The 15,570-nt window shown below is 45.9% G+C and carries 13 protein-coding genes; 10 read left to right on the forward strand and 3 right to left on the reverse strand.

The window, feature by feature from the left end; translation table 11 throughout:
- Positions 1-500: 500 nt before the first annotated feature.
- Positions 501-845 (reverse strand): winged helix-turn-helix transcriptional regulator, encoded by a 345-nt coding sequence (locus MKZ09_RS09995; protein WP_076202931.1) that lies wholly within the window; start codon positions 843-845, stop codon positions 501-503.
- Positions 846-1,019: 174 nt separating this feature from the next.
- Here MKZ09_RS09995 and MKZ09_RS10000 point away from each other — a divergent pair, with 174 nt between their 5' ends.
- The 6 genes from MKZ09_RS10000 (at position 1,020) to MKZ09_RS10025 (ending at position 6,142) form a co-directional block, all read left to right on the forward strand.
- Positions 1,020-1,952, forward strand: a complete 933-nt coding sequence (locus MKZ09_RS10000) for an aldo/keto reductase family protein (protein ID WP_076202934.1) — start codon at positions 1,020-1,022, stop codon at positions 1,950-1,952.
- Positions 1,953-1,983: 31 nt separating this feature from the next.
- Positions 1,984-2,832, forward strand: coding sequence for an NAD-dependent epimerase/dehydratase family protein (locus MKZ09_RS10005; RefSeq protein ID WP_076133915.1), 849 nt, complete (start codon positions 1,984-1,986; stop codon positions 2,830-2,832).
- Between the two features lie 35 nt (positions 2,833-2,867).
- Positions 2,868-3,890, forward strand: coding sequence for an SDR family oxidoreductase (locus tag MKZ09_RS10010; RefSeq protein WP_076202937.1), 1,023 nt, complete (start codon positions 2,868-2,870; stop codon positions 3,888-3,890).
- A 152-nt stretch (positions 3,891-4,042) separates the two neighbouring features.
- Positions 4,043-4,702: a class I SAM-dependent methyltransferase gene (locus MKZ09_RS10015; protein WP_076202940.1), complete on the forward strand. Its 660-nt coding sequence runs from the start codon at positions 4,043-4,045 to the stop codon at positions 4,700-4,702.
- 132 nt (positions 4,703-4,834) lie between these two features.
- The gene (locus tag MKZ09_RS10020; protein WP_081394220.1) at positions 4,835-5,839 is read left to right on the forward strand and encodes a CapA family protein; all 1,005 of its coding nucleotides are present in this window, start codon (positions 4,835-4,837) and stop codon (positions 5,837-5,839) included.
- Positions 5,840-5,944: 105 nt separating this feature from the next.
- A complete protein-coding gene (locus MKZ09_RS10025; protein WP_143767304.1) occupies positions 5,945-6,142 on the forward strand; it encodes a hypothetical protein in 198 nt (65 codons plus the stop codon).
- 331 nt (positions 6,143-6,473) lie between these two features.
- Here the strand turns inward: MKZ09_RS10025 and MKZ09_RS10030 are convergent, their stop codons facing one another.
- Entirely contained in the window at positions 6,474-7,307 is an 834-nt protein-coding gene (locus tag MKZ09_RS10030) for a carbohydrate ABC transporter permease (protein ID WP_036684045.1), read from the reverse strand.
- On the reverse strand, positions 7,307-8,197 hold the full coding sequence (locus MKZ09_RS10035) for a carbohydrate ABC transporter permease (protein ID WP_036684044.1): 891 nt from the start codon (positions 8,195-8,197) through the stop codon (positions 7,307-7,309). The genes MKZ09_RS10030 and MKZ09_RS10035 overlap by 1 nt, the downstream gene beginning before the upstream one ends.
- Positions 8,198-8,394: 197 nt before the next feature.
- Here MKZ09_RS10035 and MKZ09_RS10040 point away from each other — a divergent pair, with 197 nt between their 5' ends.
- The 4 genes from MKZ09_RS10040 to MKZ09_RS10055 all read left to right on the forward strand — a co-directional run bounded on the left by MKZ09_RS10040 (position 8,395) and on the right by MKZ09_RS10055 (position 15,541).
- A complete protein-coding gene (locus MKZ09_RS10040) occupies positions 8,395-10,257 on the forward strand; it encodes a sensor histidine kinase (RefSeq protein ID WP_076203277.1) in 1,863 nt (620 codons plus the stop codon).
- A complete protein-coding gene (locus MKZ09_RS10045; RefSeq protein ID WP_076202943.1) occupies positions 10,250-11,893 on the forward strand; it encodes a response regulator in 1,644 nt (547 codons plus the stop codon). Before MKZ09_RS10040 ends, MKZ09_RS10045 begins: the two co-directional genes overlap by 8 nt.
- 124 nt (positions 11,894-12,017) lie before the next feature.
- Positions 12,018-13,328, forward strand: coding sequence for an ABC transporter substrate-binding protein (locus MKZ09_RS10050; protein ID WP_076179646.1), 1,311 nt, complete (start codon positions 12,018-12,020; stop codon positions 13,326-13,328).
- Positions 13,329-13,447: 119 nt separating this feature from the next.
- Positions 13,448-15,541, forward strand: a complete 2,094-nt coding sequence (locus MKZ09_RS10055; protein ID WP_076202946.1) for a glycoside hydrolase family 36 protein — start codon at positions 13,448-13,450, stop codon at positions 15,539-15,541.
- Positions 15,542-15,570 lie beyond the last annotated feature (29 nt).

Here is a 15,570-nt window from a genome sequence, read left to right on the forward strand (position 1 = left end):
TCGCAGAAATCGCTGATATCTCCGGTTGTTTTTAGTTAACCAAATACGCATTCCGACTCTATAATTAGGGAAATTCTCCCTGTTATTCTTAGATATCTGGTCGTCTAACTTATAATTAGGGAAAACCTCCCTGTAATTTACCTAATTTAGTGAAAAATAAACGAATCATCTCGATTTTTAGGGAGAAATTCCCTCATTATGCTCTTTTTTGGCGAATATCGGCTATTTTTAGGGAGTATTTCCCCAATTACACTAAAGCGCACATCACACATCGCACACCGCGGCGCATCACACACAGCACACCGCACGCCGCACGCCGCACGCCGCACGCCGCACGCCGCACACCGCACACCGCACACCGCACACCGCACACCGAACATATCCCATGGGTTAAAGTAAGAATCCATTGTATAGCCAATTTATTAAAAAGAAGCTGCCTATAAGTAGAATTCTCTACTTTTTGGACAGCTTCTTTTTTCATCAGTCACAATCTGCTCAAGCTAAGTCCATTTCGCGGACCACAGCTTCATTTCCTTCAAAATTTGATGTAAATCCTGACCTTTGGGAGTAAGCGAATATTCTACCGTAACAGGAACAGTCGGAAATACGTGACGCTCAAGCACACCATGCTCCTCCAGATGGCGCAACGTAGTGGTCAGTGCGCGGGGAGACACATTAGTGATTTTTCGTTGCAGTGCCCCAAAACGCTGCGTGCCGTCGAATAGCTCTCTGAGGACAAGAAAGGCCCATTTTCCACCTAATACTTCAAGTGTTTTTTCAACATTACATTCAATAGTAACAGGGGTTTTGGGGATATAATTATTAGTAGATTTAGCTGTCTTCAAGGTATCTCCTCCTGTTTGTGAAGCTACTATACTCTAGTATAGTAACTACACTAGAGATCATATAATAAACTAATTTTCACTTCTTTCTATTATATACAAACTATTCTAGAATGAATATGAGTGCTAAGCAACCTGCCAAAATCAAACACGGAACTATGGAGAGGAGCAGTTATTATGAAATATCGCAGATTAGGTGGAACCGGTTTAAAAGTCAGTGAGATTAGTTTGGGAAGCTGGCTGACATACGGAGGCTATGTGGAAAGAGATAATGCTGTTAAGGCCATTGAAACCGCTTACGACTTAGGCGTGAATTTTTTTGATACTGCAAATGTTTATGAAAAAGGTGCTGCCGAGAAAGTACTAGGTGAGACTTTACGTAACTACTCTCGTGAGTCCTATGTATTAGCTACTAAAGTATACGGGGAAATGGGCTCGGGACCTAACGACCGTGGACTATCCCGCAAACATATTACGGAACAGTGTCATGCTAGCTTGAAACGTCTCGGAGTAGAATACGTGGATATTATGTATTGCCACCGTTTTGATCCGGAAACTCCAATTGAAGAAACCTTACGTGCGCTGGATGATCTGGTTCGGCAAGGCAAGGTATATTATGTCGGTGTTAGTGAGTGGACAGCGGCGCAAATGACCGATGCGTTAGCTGTAGCAGACCGCTATTTGCTAGATCATATTGTTGTTAATCAGCCGATTTATAATATGCTTAACCGTTATATTGAGAAAGAGATTATTCCGCTTGGCGAGCGCCGTGGGATTGGACAGGTGGTATTTTCTCCGCTGGCTCAAGGGCTGTTAACTGGAAAGTATAACACGGACATCCCTGAGGATAGCCGTGCTGCTAAGCTGGAACGATTAAAAGATTCGATTACAGAAGAAAAGATTGAAAAAGTCCGCCAATTGAGTGGGATCGCCACGGAACTGAATATCTCTGTTGGGAATTTGGCTTTGGCTTGGATTTTGCGTCAACCTAATGTAGCTAGTGCGCTGGTGGGTGCCAGCCGTCCAGAGCAGGTCGAAGAGAATGTTAAGGCTTCAGGTATTGAGCTTTCGGAAGAGATTTTGAAGAAGATTGAGGAGATTCTGGAGTAGATGTTAGTTTCATAAAAAAGGAGACACACTCATGACGAAAGTAGTTATTACAGGCGGCAGTGGGATGTTGGGCAGATGGGTGGTCCGGCATTTTGTAGAGCAAGGGTATGAGGTTGTGAATGTAGATACGCAAAAATCCGCAGATTCTTTGTGCCCAACGATGATTGCTGATTTGAATAATTTGGGTGAAGTGTATGGTGTGCTTGCAGGCGCTGATGCAGTTGTACATTTGGCTGCGATTCCAGCTGCAAATATAAAGACGAGTGAGGTCACCTTTCAAAATAATGTAGTATCTACCTATAACATTTTGGAGGCTGCGGCGGGTCTCGGGATTCGAAAAGCAGTGATTGCTTCCAGTGAATCCTCTTACGGAATCTGTTTTGCGGTTAATCCTTTGGGGCCGAAGTATGTGCCTATGGATGAGGAGCATCCACAGTTGCCTGAAGACAGCTACGGTCTGTCTAAGGTTGTGAATGAGCAAACCGCTGAGATGTTCTATCGCAGAAAGGGTATACAGGTCGTTTCCCTAAGAATCGGAAATGTTATTGATCCATCGGCATATGAACGTTTCCCTTCCTTCATTCATGATCCAGCGCAGCGCGATCGGATTCTATGGAGTTATATTGATACACGGGATGTAGCAACAGCTTGCCAATTGGCAATCGAAACGGATGGATTGGGCGCGGTTGCTCTTAATATATGTGCAGATGAGACCAGCATGGCTGTTCCTAGCAGAGAGCTAATGGCCGCACGTTATCCAGAGGTGACGGATTTCCGCCAGCCGCTGGAGGGTCACGAGTCGCTACTCAGTAATGAGAAGGCCAAAAAGCTGCTGAATTGGCAGCCGAAGCACGTATGGCGAGATTATGTTAACCAGTAAATAACGAGCCGGATTCACTATAAGGAGCGTGCAAAATGAAGGTCTTATTTATTGGAGGTACGGGATTAATTAGTCAGTCTGTATCCCCGTTGGCTGTAGCTCAAGGAATCGAGCTGCATTTGTTCAACAGAGGACAGCGGGATGAATTCGTTCCAGAAGGTGCAAAAGTAATTAAAGGAGACATTCGTAATCCGGCAGAAGCCGCATTAGTATTACGAGATTACGAATTTGACGTAGTGGTAGACTGGATTGCTTTTACACCGGAACATGTGCAGGCAGACATTGACCTGTTCACAGGTAAAACGAAGCAGTACATTTTCATCAGCTCAGCCTCTGCTTATCAGAAGCCGCAGCGTAATTATGTAATTACAGAAGAGACACCGCTGGAGAACCCTTATTGGGAGTATTCGAGGAATAAAATTGCGTGTGAGCAGCTGTTGATGGAAGCTTACAAGGCGAACGGATTCCCGGTTACGATTGTTCGTCCTTCCCATACCTATGGAAATACAGCCATCCCTGCGGCACTCACGAGTGGCCAGCATCCTTGGTCACTGATCGATCGTATCCGCCGCGGCTTACCTTTAGTCATACATGGAGATGGAACCTCTTTGTGGACACTGACGCATAATTCGGATTTTGCCAAAGGTTTCGTTGGATTGCTTGGACATCCGGAAGCGATAGGTGAGGCCATTCATATAACTTCCGACGAGGTATTAAATTGGAATCAGATCTATGCGGCCATCGGACAAGCGGTAGGTGTGGAACCTAAAGTGGTGCATATCTCCACAGACTTTATCACAGCCTTTTCCCCTCCAGGGACAGCGGATGGCTTGATCGGTGATCAAGCGGTAAGCAGTGTTTTTGATAATAGCAAAATCAAACGTTTCGTACCTGACTTCCAGGCTACTGTGCCTTTCTCCGAAGGGATTAAGCAGTCGGTTGCTTGGTTCGAGGCCCACCCTGAGCAATGTACGGTCGATGCAGAATGGTCTGCGTTACTTGATAAGTTGATCGAGAGACATGGAATTGAGGCCAAACCTCTTTCTTTCTACGCATAAGGTTTATACAGTTATATTTAAAGACGGTCTGTTCCTAAGGGAGCAGCCGTTTTTTTGGGTTTGTCTCGTTCAATGTAAGGTTATGGAATGAATCAGCAAATCATGAATATACTCTCACTACCTAAAATTCCGTTGAAAAAGGAGTCCTGGCCATGCCAACCCATCCCTTTGTCTCGCGTTTTTTCGTAAATTCAGATGCACGTCGTGAGAAGTTAATTTATGATCTGCCGGAATCATGGTGGAGCCGTCCCTTTGAATATGAGTGGTGTATTAACTTTATTTCTCCGCATGGTGTTGTACTGGATGCAGCCTGTGGGATTCCTCATCCCTTGAAGTTTTATTTGGCAGGGGTTTGTGCAGAGGTCTATGCCTGCGATATGGACAGTAGGGTTATTTACCCAAAAGCTATCCAAGAATGTATTGAAAATGAGATTGGGGAAAAAGCGGCAAAGCAGGTTATCGCTAGAAGAACAAACAACCTGCATTTGGCTCAAGCCAATCTGACGGATCTGCCATATGAGGATGAGAGCTTTGACACTGTTTTTTGCATATCGGTATTGGAGCATTTGAGCTTTGAGGATACGGTGGGTACTTTACGGGAATTTCACCGGACGTTGAACGAAGAAGGATTATTGGTATTGACATTTGATTATCCGACGGTAAATCTGAGTCTTATGAATGACCTGCTGCTGCAAACTGGATTTCAGTATTGGGGGGAGACAGATTTTGAGTTGCCTGCGGATGCTGTGCATACGGATGCGTGGGGTGGATTAAATTGTTTTAGAGCCGTTCTGAAAAAAGCAAAGGAATAACAGGTCTTTCTACTCTTAATTTAGTAACCTCTTTCCAGTATGCTAGGATCATAGCTAACAAAAGATGAGAGGAGGCTGTATTTTTTGAGATTAGGATCGAAGGTTTTGCGTAGAATAGCACTCATTACACTTATGTTAACACTAATAGTTCCGGTGACATCTGCTTCCAGTGCAGCTTCACTATCTTCAGATCCTATAAAGCTTGCTTTTGCGGGGGATATCCTTTTGGACGGTTTTGTTGGCGATCAGATTGCTAAATATGGGGTGAACTTTCCGTTTGTAAAGGTCGCACCTACGCTGCAAAAGGCTGACATCGCCTTCGCCAATCTGGAGACGCCTGTGTCTATCCGAGGGAAAGCGGCAGAGAAAACCTTTGCCTTCAGATCCAAACCAGCAACGTTAGGCGGCTTAACCTATGCAGGGATTGATGGAGTGTCCTTGGCGAATAATCATATTTTGGATTATGGAAAAGACGCTATGCTCGACACGCTGATCCATTTGGATCGAAACAAGATTGGCCATACAGGCGCTGGCAAGGATGAAGACGAAGCGTTTAAGCCTTATACTAAGACGGTAAAAGGGAAAAAGATCGCCATCCTTGGCGTTAGCCGTGTGCTTTCAAATCCATCGTGGTATGCCGGCAAAAACAAACCGGGAGCCGCTTCAGCTTACACCTCGCAGCCTATGCTTAGCGCCATTCAGAAGATGTCCAAGGAGAATGATTATACGATCGTATATATTCACTGGAATGAAGAGTTTAAGGATTTTCCTGAAAAGTACGCACGCACACTAGCTAAACAGATGATTGATAGCGGGGCGGATTTAATTCTTGGCGCACACAGTCACTGCCTTATGGGCATCGAATACTATAAGCACAAGCCCATTTATTATTCACTTGGGAATTTTGTGTTTAATCGCTCCACACGTGGTGGGGAAAAAACACTTAATTCTATGCTGTTGAATGTTGAGATTAAGGACTCCAAGATCACCAGCAAGATTACACCTGTCAAAATCATTGGCGGACAGCCTAATTTTATGGATGATTCCTACAATAGGAAAACGATTAAGCTGTTGAACACCCTATCTTTTAATGCCAACATAGACGCTAACGGCAGGGTCACGGAAAAGCAGCTTTAATAAATACAAACTCTGATTAACTATTCACGGATCACGCCCGATCCCGTTGGAATGCGAAATGTGTGGAGTACTTATGGAGTAACTGTGGAGTCCATATGGGGTGGCATGAAGTACGTATGGGGTACGTATGGAGTATGTATGGTGTATACGTATGAGTATGTATGGAGTATGTATGATGTGGTGTATATATTACCTATGGAGTGCCTATGGAGTGCCTATGTAGTCCATATGGGGTGGCAAGAAGTACGTATGATGTGGCGCATGGAATATCTATGGAGTACCCATGAAGTATCATCGCTGTAATTGTGAAATAACTGCATTCTATACACCTATTTTATATGTAAAACGGACCATTCTGCTTTTAAGTGTATTTTATGCAACTAAAAACTAGAGAATCGCCCTAGAGGGCAATAAATCAATAGAATAGTTGTACGAAATACAGCTATATCCATCGGCCGAGCGAGTTACAGAGTTATAGTTGTACAAAATACAGTTAAACTACTAGTTAGTATTGGAACGTCTGTATCAAGAGCAGACCGCAACAGTATGCAGAGTATTGGAACGTCTGCATAAAGGGGGAGATCCATATGGATCCCCCCCTTTTTATGCTGAAGCTAAGTTTGGAATTAGATAATCAGCCCTTCACCGCCCCCGCAACAACACCCTTAACGATGTACTTTTGCAAGAAGATGAATACTACGATCGATGGCAACACCGCCATGACCATAGCTGTCATCGCATATTGCCAATCTGAGGTATATTGGCCCACGAAGGTGTAGGCAGCCAGTGTCAGCGTTTTGGTATCTGGGGAGCCGTTGACCATGAGCAGCGGGAGCAGGAAGTCATTCCAGATCCACATTACGTCGATAATGACAATGGTTGTTGTGACCGATTTCAGCAGTGGGAAGATGACACTGAAGAACAGGCGGAAGCCGGAAGCTCCATCAATCGTGGCACTCTCATCAATTTCAACCGGAATCCCTTTGACGAATCCATGGTAGATAAACACGGCGAGTGGAGCACCGAAACCCCAATATAACAACCCAAGTCCCCAAGTACTCTCAGAGAGATTTAACGTCTTAGCGGTTTGCAGAACGGTCAGCATGATCGATTGGAACGGGATCAGCATCGGCATAATGCAGAGGAAATAAATCACCCCGCTCAGTCTGGATTTCGTCCGTGCCAGCTTGTAGGCTGCTATGGATGAAATGAACACAATACCCAGAAGACCTACACCGGTAATGACAAAGTTGTTCAGAAACAGTTTCGGATAGTTGATAAACTTCCATACGTAGGAATAGTTACCGAATACCAGATGTTTCGGCAGGGCGATGACATCCGTCATGACTTCGCTAAAGCTTTTTAACGAGTTGATAATCGTCAGAAATAGCGGATATAGAAACAGAAGAGAGAGGATGACCATAACAACCTCTAAAATGATTCGGCCTGCTTTGCGGTTTGTATTCATTATGCCTCAACCTCTCTTCGTTTGAAGAATGCTAACTGGAGAATGGTTACCACCAAGACGGCCAGGAACAAGATAAGCGCTTTCGCTGTACCGTATCCATAGAGATTGTTCTGGAAGGTATCCCGGTAGATATCGTAAGCGATACTGTAGGTAGTTCCGCCAGGTCCGCCCCCGGTTAAGGACAGGATGACATCGAACACCTTGATCGAATTGGTCAGTGCCATGAACACAGAAATCGTAATGGATGGAGCGAGCAGCGGCAGCGTAATACTGAAGAATTTTCTCATGGGACCAGCGCCATCAACTGTGGCTGCTTCTTTGAGATCCTCAGGTACAGATTGCAGACCGGCAATATAAATGACCAGATAAAAACCAATCGACTGCCAGATGGAGACGGCCAGTATAGAGACGAAAGCAAGTCCCGGCGTCCCTAGCCAGCTTAGACCAAATATGGACCAGCCTGTACTTTCTCCGAGTGAGTTGAAACCTTGCATAAAGATAAATTTCCAGATAAAACCGACAATGACAAGACTGAGGATATAAGGAATAAAGAAAGCGGCTCTCAGCCAAGGGGTGCTCTTCAGCTTCATGTCCAGAACTAATGCGAGCAAGATGGCCAGCACGTTAACGAGAACAATGTACAGAATCGCATACTTTATGGTGAACCAGGCTGAATTGGCGAAGTTGGTGTCGCCCATAAAGATTTGTTTGAAATTATCAAGTCCGACAAACTTAGGGTGTTTCGAAATTCCGTTCCATTTGGTCATCGAATAGCGGATAGTCATGGCAAACGGAATGTAGAATGCTACAGCGATACAGATTAGGACTGGGAGAGTGAATAATCCGAATTCTGTTTTCTCGCGCCATCTTTTGCCGAGTGATTTTAACATGGATGCACCTCTTCTTGATTTGTTGGGTGGTAATATCGACTAGGCTTGCCACACATAACCATTCCGGTTAGTCTATATTGTGTATTATAGAGCAGTACCCTATACTCAAAAATGGATTTAAGAGTACAGTTAGGGGTAAAAAGGTGAACTGAAATATTTATAATTAAGCTTGTAAATCGTGGGGGAGGTTGCCGGTCATTATTAAAAAATGGATCATAAAGCGGTTTGAACCCGTGCTGGAGCTTGTCTCACGCAGGTTGGCGAACAAGCTTATTTTGCTGTTTACAATCATCATTGTTTTGGTGGTGACCTCACTGACGTTCATTTCATACGGCATGCTGCGAAAAGAATCGGTGGATAACAGCATCGCCAGTACGAGCAACAATCTGTTGCTTGTCGGCCGGAATCTGGAGAGTTATTTGGACGGCATCGAGCAATTATCCCTGCCGCAAATATCGTATGACGAGATCACCTATGCGATTTTGCATGAATCAGAGGATTATGCCTCGAAGATGTATGTGGAGGACTACTTGAAGAACCTGTACTTCTCCCGCAATGATCTGGAAGCAATCTACCTGTATGTGATCAAGGAGCACAAGTATTATTATGTCACCAAAGAGAACTACAATATTACCGTGCGGGTCGCCGAGCATCCGTCGATTGAGAATCTTTCCTGGTATAAAAAAGCGCTGGCCAGCCCGTTTAACCGTTCTTACCAGTCTTTTGTAAAAAACCAATCCTCGATGATCAATAGCTCCGACTACCCTATAAATAAGGATAAAAGCTTCATGGGCTACCATCGATTGCTGCGCTCTATAGTTTCCAGGGAACCACAGGCGGTGCTCTCCCTTTATTTCAACTCCTCGGTTACGGACGAGATTATGAAGGATATTCCCTTCAGTAAAGGGCAGCACCTAATGTACGTCAGTCCCGATAATGAACCTTTTGTGGTGGATGACTCCGGGTTTTATCAACAGAGCGAACAAGAGGGACTGCTTAAGGAGCTGACACCAGCCTCAGGAGGACGCGTGACGTGGTCGGATAAAGAAGAGAAGTATCTAGTGATTTATGACATCAGCAAAAAAGAAGGCTGGAAGCTGATTAAGCCGATTCCCTACAAAGAAATTTATGAAGCGGCCACGACAACACGCAAATTGAACTATTTCATAGGACTGTTATTTTTAATCGTTTCGGTCATCTTGGTCAGCTTTATTTCGAACAAAATAACGAACCCGCTAAAGAATCTGTCGCTGCAGATGAAGCGGTTCAGTACAGGCAGCTTTGACGCTGAAGCACAGGTTGAAGGAAAGGATGAAATTGCCTATCTGTCTCGCCACTTCAATAAGATGGTGGAAAAGACGAATGAGCTGATCAATGAACGGTATAAAATGAAAATTGTCGAGAAAAATGCTGTACTCAAAGCACTGGAAGCTGAGATCAATCCGCATTTCTTATATAATGCTCTGCAAGCCATTTCCACCAAGGCGCTGAAAAACAACAATGATGATATTGTCGATATGGTCGATAATCTTGCTATGACGCTGAGATACTGCATTAGCGGTAAAGATGTGGTCCATGCCAGAGAGGAATTAAAGCATATTGAGCGTTATTTAGCGTTGCAGAAGGCTCGTTTTGGAAACAGGATGCAGGTGGCCTACCAGTGGGAAGACGATTTACTGGAGCTGGAGATTCCGAAGCTGTCCATTCAGACCTTGGTAGAAAATTGCATCAAGCATGCGCTGGAAAAAGTATCCACAACGATCACAATTACTATTGAAGCGCATGTGACGCCCAGCCATACTGTTATTTCAGTGACGGATGATGGGCCGGGTTTTAGCGGGGAGCGGTTGGAGCAAGTGAGAAATTCTCTTCAAATCCAGTGGGAGGATCAGGGCGGAGAAAACGCTGCCGAAAGTGACACGGAAAGCATTGGACTGAAAAATTTGAACACGCGGCTGAAGCTTCTGTATGGTGAGGCTGCGGGTTTGGCCATTACCAGTGATGCTGGCGGAACAAAGATGGACATGCGGTTACCGCGGGGAGGGATTAACCATGTATAAAGTACTGATTATAGATGATGAGGAACCGTTGCGTGAGGCGATCAACATCCTGGGAGACTGGAAAGGACTAGGTGTCGATCAGGTACTGGAGGCTACGGATGGAAATATGGGCCTAGCCATGCTGCGTGAGCAAAAGATCGACCTCGTATTGGTCGACATGAAGATGCCGGAGCTGAACGGAAGTGAGCTGTTGCAGATCGTGGAGAAGGAGTTCCCGGAACTGCTGACGATTGTAATCAGCGGCTACAATGATTTTGAATATACCCGCCAGGCTATCCGTTCTAAGGTAGTTGATTATTTGCTGAAGCCGGTCAACCGGGGGGATTTGAATGCGGCCCTGCGTAAAGCTATCGATGTGCTGGAGGCTAAACGCAAGAAAGAAAGCGAGTTCATCAACAGGAACATTACGCTCAACATGTCTCTGCCGAAGCTAAAGGAGAAAATCTATCTGTCGATCATTGAGCGCAGCTTCAAAAATCAGTCCAACGAGGCTTTTCTGCCGTTGATCGGCGCCGATACGGCCGGAAACTATTTTGCTGCGGGTGTACTGCGGGTGCTCAATTTGGAACAAGTGCGTCGTAATCGCTTCCATGAGGACCGGGATTTGCTGCATTTTGCCGTCACAAATGTGATTAATGAGAATAGCGATGAGCATTTTCAGGCCTTCAGCTTCGCCAGCCATAAGGGAGAACGCGAGTTTATCGCCATCTTCACGATGAAAGGCGGCTATGAGGAGGACGCAACTTTCCGCTCTTTACATCATATGAAGAAGTTAGTCTCGACGCTGAAGGAGCTATTCGGAATTGTTGTTGCCGGAGGAATTGGACAGCCCTATGGTGATATCATGGCGCTTGCTCAATCCTATGAGACTGCCAAAGCCTCTCTCGACGGGATTGACCTCCTGACGCTGAAGGGAGCGATTGTCACAAATAGCAGCAACGATACTTCCCAGGGGAAAGATAATCCCTCCTTGACGGGACGTATGCCCTTGATTCGCAACGCACTGGAGAGCGGGAACATCAATCATGCCAAAAGTATTTTAAGCGAATTCACAAAGAAATGGGAGGCTTCCGGACGTTTTAATCTGGGCGAGGCTGACCGGCAGATAGAGGAATTTATTATTTTACTGAACGATATTGCGACGGAGCTGGATGCGGTCCCCGAACGTATTCGCGGCGGTAAAGATAAAGGATTGCGTGGGCTAGGCATCGTGAGCGATTTTGCTTCCTTTGGCGAATTTGAGCGGGTGCTGAGCGGAATTCTAGATTGCTATGGCAATGAAATCAGCAAAAGCCTTGCTGGCAATCGCCCCAGCGTACTGGAAAATATTAAAGCATACATTGATAATCACTATTTTGAGAATATTAAAATATCGATGTTCACGGATAAATATTTCCTGAGCAGAGAATACTTGATGAAACTTTTTAAAGGGCAATATGGTTATGGCATACATGAGTATGTACAAAAGGTAAGAATGGATAAGGCAAAGGAGCTGCTATCCACCCCCGATTTGAAAATCCAAGACATTTCCGAGATGTTGGGGTACAAGGACAAAAATTATTTCAGCAAGGCGTTCCGGAATTATTATGACTGTTCACCTTCTGAATATCGGGTTCTGCTATTGAACGGGGAGTAGTGAAGCGGTTACATGAGCACACTTTTTTACCCTAATAAGTTCACTTATGTGCATTCTTATCCTTTTTCTTTTTCTTTAGAATTGTCTCAAGACCACTAGATGCATGAGAAAAGGGGGCAACATCATGTTAAAAAGATTTATGGCTTTATCTGCGAGTCTGCTGCTCGTCGGCGGATTACTGGCGGGTTGCGGCGGAAACAACAATGCCGCTAACAATAGCGGAACAGGGAATACTCCTGCCACAGATTCTGGCAAGCCGGTCACGATTAATATGTTCACCGCATCACCCGAGTACACTGATGCTTTTAACGCTTATATTGCCGAGTACAAGAAAGTTAAACCGAATGTGACGATTAATCTGGAGATTATGCAGGCTGACTACAATACGGTGCTCAAATCGAAGATTGCTGCGGGAAGTACACCTGACGTATTCCAGACTACAGCGGGCGGAGATATTGATACTTTTGCGGAGTATAGTGCTGACTTAACTAATGAGCCACTGGCTGCAGCGATGACCGATGCAGTGCGTTCTAACATGAGTTCTTCGGACGGTAAAGTACTCGGTCTTCCGGTAAAAGGAAATCTATTTGTCCTGATGTACAATAAGAAACTGTTGGCTGATGCGGGGATTACAGAAGTTCCTAAGACAACAGCCCAAATGGACGATGCGATTACTAAGCTTGAAGCTAAGGGCATTACTCCTTTTGCCAACGCCTATAAAGAGTGGTGGGTATGGAAACATATCTTCCAACACTTCGTAGATGCGGCAGCCCAAGATGCGGGTACGGATGCTAAGACACTTGTAAATGACTTTATCGCTGGAAAAACCACTATCAAGGATCACCCGGTGCTGTACAATAACTTCTTCAGCTTCGTTGATACTACTGTTAAACATGGCACAGACAAACCGCTTGAACGGGACAGCAATGCTGAAGTCAGCGACTTTGCATCCGGCAAAACAGCGTTCATGACGGGTAAAGGCGCATGGGATGAAGAAGCCATTAAGAAAATCACACCTGACTTCGACCTGGGCATTATGGGTTACCCAGTCAGCGACAAGGCTGAACAGTCCCAGATCATTACGGGTGCGGATCAGGCCCTGCGTATCAATAAGGATTCTGCTGTAGCTGGTGAGACTATTGAGTTCTTCAACTGGCTGTATACTTCTGAATACGGTAAGAACTGGTTCTCAACAGTAGCTAAGGTTATTCCTCCAATTAAGGATGCTCCAATGCCTGACCTGCAAATGCCAAAAGAAATGGAAGAGATCCTCAAGACAGAGAAATCCGGTGACCTGTCCGTGAACTACTCTCTGGATACCTTCCACCAAAAATTTGGTGAGCTCATGCAGGCTTACATCGGCGGCAGCAAAACTAAGGATCAAGCCATCGATGAAATTCAAAAAGCTTGGATTCAATTCGGATCGGCAGAATAACTAGGTTCAGATCAGGGGGCGGGCTCCAAGGTAAGATTCACTTACTGGAGAACCGTCCCTTTTTTATATGTTATATAATCATAAGAAGATACTGAGATAAAGTCAGGAGGTACATTATTATGAATAGCAAAATGATTGAAATCATTGAGAATGGACTATATCTTACGATTGAAGTTACCGAAGATCAGGATGTTCGGCTATTGCATTTTGGCGCGGCACCTTTGGAAGCAGCCATAGCGGATAAGAACAAGCAAGGCTTCCGGCTGCTGGAGCTGCAATTATCGGGCGAAGACCGCGCCGAATATCACGGGCGCACACACCGAGCATCCTATCCGGGTCTTCGGATGGTATATGCGGGACACAGCGATACAGTGAATGCACTCGGGCGTAAATTGGAGCTTAGCTTGGCTGATCCGATTACAAGAATCCAGGCAGTGCAGCATTTTCAGTTCTACAAGGGCGTGCAAATCGTTCGAAGCTGGACAGTGCTAAAGAATGCTGGAGAAGCTGAGGTGGCAGTGGAATACATCTCCTCCTTTGCTCTTACAGGTGTAGACAAAGAGGGGGGCGGGGAGCGCAATGATAAGATTGAAGTAACCCTTGCCCACAGCGGATGGCAGAGTGAACTTCAGTGGCGGACTTACCGCCTGCCTGAGCTTGGGATGTATCATTTGGCAGACCGTGGCTCCAAACGAATTGCCGCAAGCAATACAGGCTCTTGGTCAGCAGCGGAACTTCTGCCGATGGCGGTTTTGCATAATAAGGAGAGCGGGACAAGCTTGTTCTGGCAGATTGAGCATAACGGCTCTTGGCATTGGGAGCTGACGGATCAATACGATCAGCTTACACTGCTGGTCAGCGGACCTACAGAACATGACAACCATTGGTGGCTGAAGCTAGCTCCCGGTGAAGAGTTTACTTCGGTGCCAGCAGCTGTAGGTGCTGTGCAGGGAGGATTTCAGGGCGCGGCAGAACAGCTTACGGTATATCGCCGGATGATCCGCAGACCTAATGAGGATAATGAGCTGCTGCGGATTATTTTTAATGACTATATGAATTGCCTATGGGGAAGCCCAACGACTGAGAAACTACTGCCTTTAATTGATGCTGCCGCAGAAGTAGGTTGTGAATATTTCTGTATTGATGCTGGCTGGTATGCACCCGGAGAGTGGTGGGATGGCGTAGGCCAGTGGGAGCCTTCCAGCGATCGGTTTCCGGAAGGGATTAAATATGTGCTCGACTATATCCGCAGCAAAGGGATGATTCCCGGACTATGGCTTGAGCTGGAGGTTATGGGCATCAACAGCCCGAAGCTTGCGGAGACTGATGACAGCTGGTTTTTCATGCGGCATGGTAAAAGGGTTAAGGACCGTAGCCGCTATCAGCTAGATTACCGCAACCCGAAAGTCATTGATCATGCAAACGGTGTTATTGCGCGTCTGGTTGAGCAGTACGGTGTAGGATACATTAAAATGGATTACAACATCAATGCAGGCATTGGGACAGAAACGGATGCGGACAGCTTCGGAGATGGGCTGCTACAGCATAACCGCGCTTATCTGGCTTGGTTGGACAGCATCTTTGTTCGTTATCCGAAGCTTGTTATCGAGAACTGTTCCAGCGGGGGAATGCGCATGGATTATGCGATGCTTAGCCGACACAGCATCCAGTCTACCAGCGACCAGGAGGATTATGTACAGTATGCGGCGATTGCCGCAGGTTCTCCGGCAGCACTGACACCGGAGCAGTCCGCAGTTTGGTCTTATCCGCTGCGCGAGGGGGACGATGAGGAAGTCATCTTCAATATGGTTAATGCGTTGTTGCTTCGTGTACACCAGAGCGGTCATTTGGCGGAGCTTGAACCTCACCGCAGAAGTCTAGTTAAAGAAGCGCTGGATTATTACAAAACCATTCGCAGTGATATCCCACACGCCACACCTTTCTGGCCGCTCGGCCTGCCGGACAGTGAGGGCGAATGGGTCAGCCTTGGCCTGCGGCGCGGCGAACGACGGTATGTCGCGGTATGGCGGATTGACGGAGAAGCTGCAAATGTCCAATTGCCGATAGAAGAGCTGAAGGGACTTGAACCAGCGATCGCCTGTGCCTATCCTCAGCAGCATAGCTCAACCTGGATTTGGGATAAATCAGCAGGAGTTTTGACGGTGGCGCTCCCACCAGGAAAAACAGCGAGATTGTTTGAGATTACTTCGTAAAGATTGCGGCGGGCCTGCTCCCCTTCAAT

This window comes from Paenibacillus sp. FSL R5-0908 (genome assembly GCF_038006245.1).
GTDB lineage: Bacteria > Bacillota > Bacilli > Paenibacillales > Paenibacillaceae > Paenibacillus_AQ > Paenibacillus_AQ odorifer.